Consider the following 3,412-nt stretch of genomic DNA (forward strand, 5'->3'; position numbering starts at 1 on the left):
GGGGCCATAGCTCAGCTGGGAGAGCGCCTGCCTTGCACGCAGGAGGTCAGCGGTTCGATCCCGCTTGGCTCCACCACTACTGCTTCGATTGTATAAAGCTTAGAAATGAGCATTCCATCGGTTCGATGGTGAATGTTGATTTCTAGTCTTTGACTAGTTCGTTCTTTAAAAATTTGGGTATGTGATAGAAAGATAGACTGGACGTTACTTTCACTGGTAACGGATCAGGCTAAGGTAAAATTTGTGAGTTTAATCGCGAATTTTCGGCGAATGTCGTCTTCACAGTATAACCAGATTGCTTGGGGTTATATGGTCAAGTGAAGAAGCGCATACGGTGGATGCCTTGGCAGTCAGAGGCGATGAAAGACGTGGTAGCCTGCGAAAAGCTTCGGGGAGTCGGCAAACAGACTGTGATCCGGAGATGTCTGAATGGGGGAACCCAGCCATCATAAGATGGTTATCTTGTACTGAATACATAGGTGCAAGAGGCGAACCAGGGGAACTGAAACATCTAAGTACCCTGAGGAAAAGAAATCAACCGAGATTCCCTTAGTAGTGGCGAGCGAACGGGGACTAGCCCTTAAGTGGCTTTGAGATTAGCGGAACGCTCTGGAAAGGGCGGCCATAGTGGGTGATAGCCCTGTACGCGAAAATCTCTTAGTCATGAAATCGAGTAGGACGGAGCACGAGAAACTTTGTCTGAATATGGGGGGACCATCCTCCAAGGCTAAATACTACTGACTGACCGATAGTGAACTAGTACCGTGAGGGAAAGGCGAAAAGAACCCCGGAGAGGGGAGTGAAATAGATCCTGAAACCGTATGCGTACAAGCAGTGGGAGCCCACGTTGTTGGGTGACTGCGTACCTTTTGTATAATGGGTCAGCGACTTATTTTCAGTGGCGAGCTTAACCGAATAGGGGAGGCGTAGCGAAAGCGAGTCTTAATAGGGCGTCTAGTCGCTGGGAATAGACCCGAAACCGGGCGATCTATCCATGGGCAGGTTGAAGGTTGGGTAACACTAACTGGAGGACCGAACCGACTACCGTTGAAAAGTTAGCGGATGACCTGTGGATCGGAGTGAAAGGCTAATCAAGCTCGGAGATAGCTGGTTCTCCTCGAAAGCTATTTAGGTAGCGCCTCATGTATCACTGTAGGGGGTAGAGCACTGTTTCGGCTAGGGGGTCATCCCGACTTACCAAACCGATGCAAACTCCGAATACCTACAAGTGCCGAGCATGGGAGACACACGGCGGGTGCTAACGTCCGTCGTGAAAAGGGAAACAACCCAGACCGTCAGCTAAGGTCCCAAAGTTATGGTTAAGTGGGAAACGATGTGGGAAGGCTTAGACAGCTAGGAGGTTGGCTTAGAAGCAGCCACCCTTTAAAGAAAGCGTAATAGCTCACTAGTCGAGTCGGCCTGCGCGGAAGATGTAACGGGGCTCAAACCATACACCGAAGCTACGGGTATCACTTAGGTGATGCGGTAGAGGAGCGTTCTGTAAGCCTGTGAAGGTGAGTTGAGAAGCTTGCTGGAGGTATCAGAAGTGCGAATGCTGACATGAGTAACGACAATGGGTGTGAAAAACACCCACGCCGAAAGACCAAGGTTTCCTGCGCAACGTTAATCGACGCAGGGTTAGTCGGTCCCTAAGGCGAGGCTGAAAAGCGTAGTCGATGGAAAACAGGTTAATATTCCTGTACTTCTGGTTATTGCGATGGAGGGACGGAGAAGGCTAGGCCAGCTTGGCGTTGGTTGTCCAAGTTTAAGGTGGTAGGCTGGAATCTTAGGTAAATCCGGGATTCTAAGGCCGAGAGCTGATGACGAGTTACCCTTTGGGTGACGAAGTGGTTGATGCCATGCTTCCAAGAAAAGCTTCTAAGCTTCAGGTAACCAGGAACCGTACCCCAAACCGACACAGGTGGTTGGGTAGAGAATACCAAGGCGCTTGAGAGAACTCGGGTGAAGGAACTAGGCAAAATGGCACCGTAACTTCGGGAGAAGGTGCGCCGGTGAGGGTGAAGCACTTGCTGCGTAAGCCCACGCCGGTCGAAGATACCAGGCCGCTGCGACTGTTTATTAAAAACACAGCACTCTGCAAACACGAAAGTGGACGTATAGGGTGTGACGCCTGCCCGGTGCCGGAAGGTTAATTGATGGGGTTAGCTAACGCGAAGCTCTTGATCGAAGCCCCGGTAAACGGCGGCCGTAACTATAACGGTCCTAAGGTAGCGAAATTCCTTGTCGGGTAAGTTCCGACCTGCACGAATGGCGTAACGATGGCGGCGCTGTCTCCACCCGAGACTCAGTGAAATTGAAATCGCTGTGAAGATGCAGTGTATCCGCGGCTAGACGGAAAGACCCCGTGAACCTTTACTATAGCTTTGCACTGGACTTTGAATTTGCTTGTGTAGGATAGGTGGGAGGCTTTGAAGCGTGGACGCCAGTTCGCGTGGAGCCAACCTTGAAATACCACCCTGGCAACTTTGAGGTTCTAACTCAGGTCCGTTATCCGGATCGAGGACAGTGTATGGTGGGTAGTTTGACTGGGGCGGTCTCCTCCTAAAGAGTAACGGAGGAGTACGAAGGTGCGCTCAGACCGGTCGGAAATCGGTCGTAGAGTATAAAGGCAAAAGCGCGCTTGACTGCGAGACAGACACGTCGAGCAGGTACGAAAGTAGGTCTTAGTGATCCGGTGGTTCTGTATGGAAGGGCCATCGCTCAACGGATAAAAGGTACTCCGGGGATAACAGGCTGATACCGCCCAAGAGTTCATATCGACGGCGGTGTTTGGCACCTCGATGTCGGCTCATCACATCCTGGGGCTGAAGCCGGTCCCAAGGGTATGGCTGTTCGCCATTTAAAGTGGTACGCGAGCTGGGTTTAGAACGTCGTGAGACAGTTCGGTCCCTATCTGCCGTGGACGTTTGAGATTTGAGAGGGGCTGCTCCTAGTACGAGAGGACCGGAGTGGACGAACCTCTGGTGTTCCGGTTGTCACGCCAGTGGCATTGCCGGGTAGCTATGTTCGGAAAAGATAACCGCTGAAAGCATCTAAGCGGGAAACTTGCCTCAAGATGAGATCTCACTGGGACCTTGAGTCCCCTGAAGGGCCGTCGAAGACTACGACGTTGATAGGTGGGGTGTGTAAGCGCTGTGAGGCGTTGAGCTAACCCATACTAATTGCCCGTGAGGCTTGACCATATAACACCCAAGCAATTTGTATCCTCCAAGCCAAAAGGCGAAAGAGACCAGATTGCGGTGTGTGAAGACGCTATGAACCGAAAGTTCGCACAACACACAAACCTATCGCATACCCATTCGCTGGCACGTGACCGCAAGGCACGCACCGGCTACCGAATTTCTTGACGACCATAGAGCATTGGAACCACCTGATCCCATCCCGAACTCAG

At 51.6% G+C, this 3,412-nt stretch carries 1 tRNA gene and 1 rRNA gene; both read left to right on the plus strand.

From position 1 onward, the window contains the following. A tRNA-Ala gene (locus MA884_RS27675) sits at window positions 1–76 on the plus strand. A 235-nt stretch (window positions 77–311) separates the two neighbouring features. Further along, window positions 312–3,203 (plus strand): 23S ribosomal RNA (locus tag MA884_RS27680). Window positions 3,204–3,412 lie beyond the last annotated feature (209 nt).

Origin of the sequence: Pseudomonas sp. Q11 (genome assembly GCF_024494355.1) — a bacterium.
In the GTDB taxonomy this organism is placed as follows: Bacteria; Pseudomonadota; Gammaproteobacteria; order Pseudomonadales; family Pseudomonadaceae; genus Aquipseudomonas; species Aquipseudomonas hefeiensis.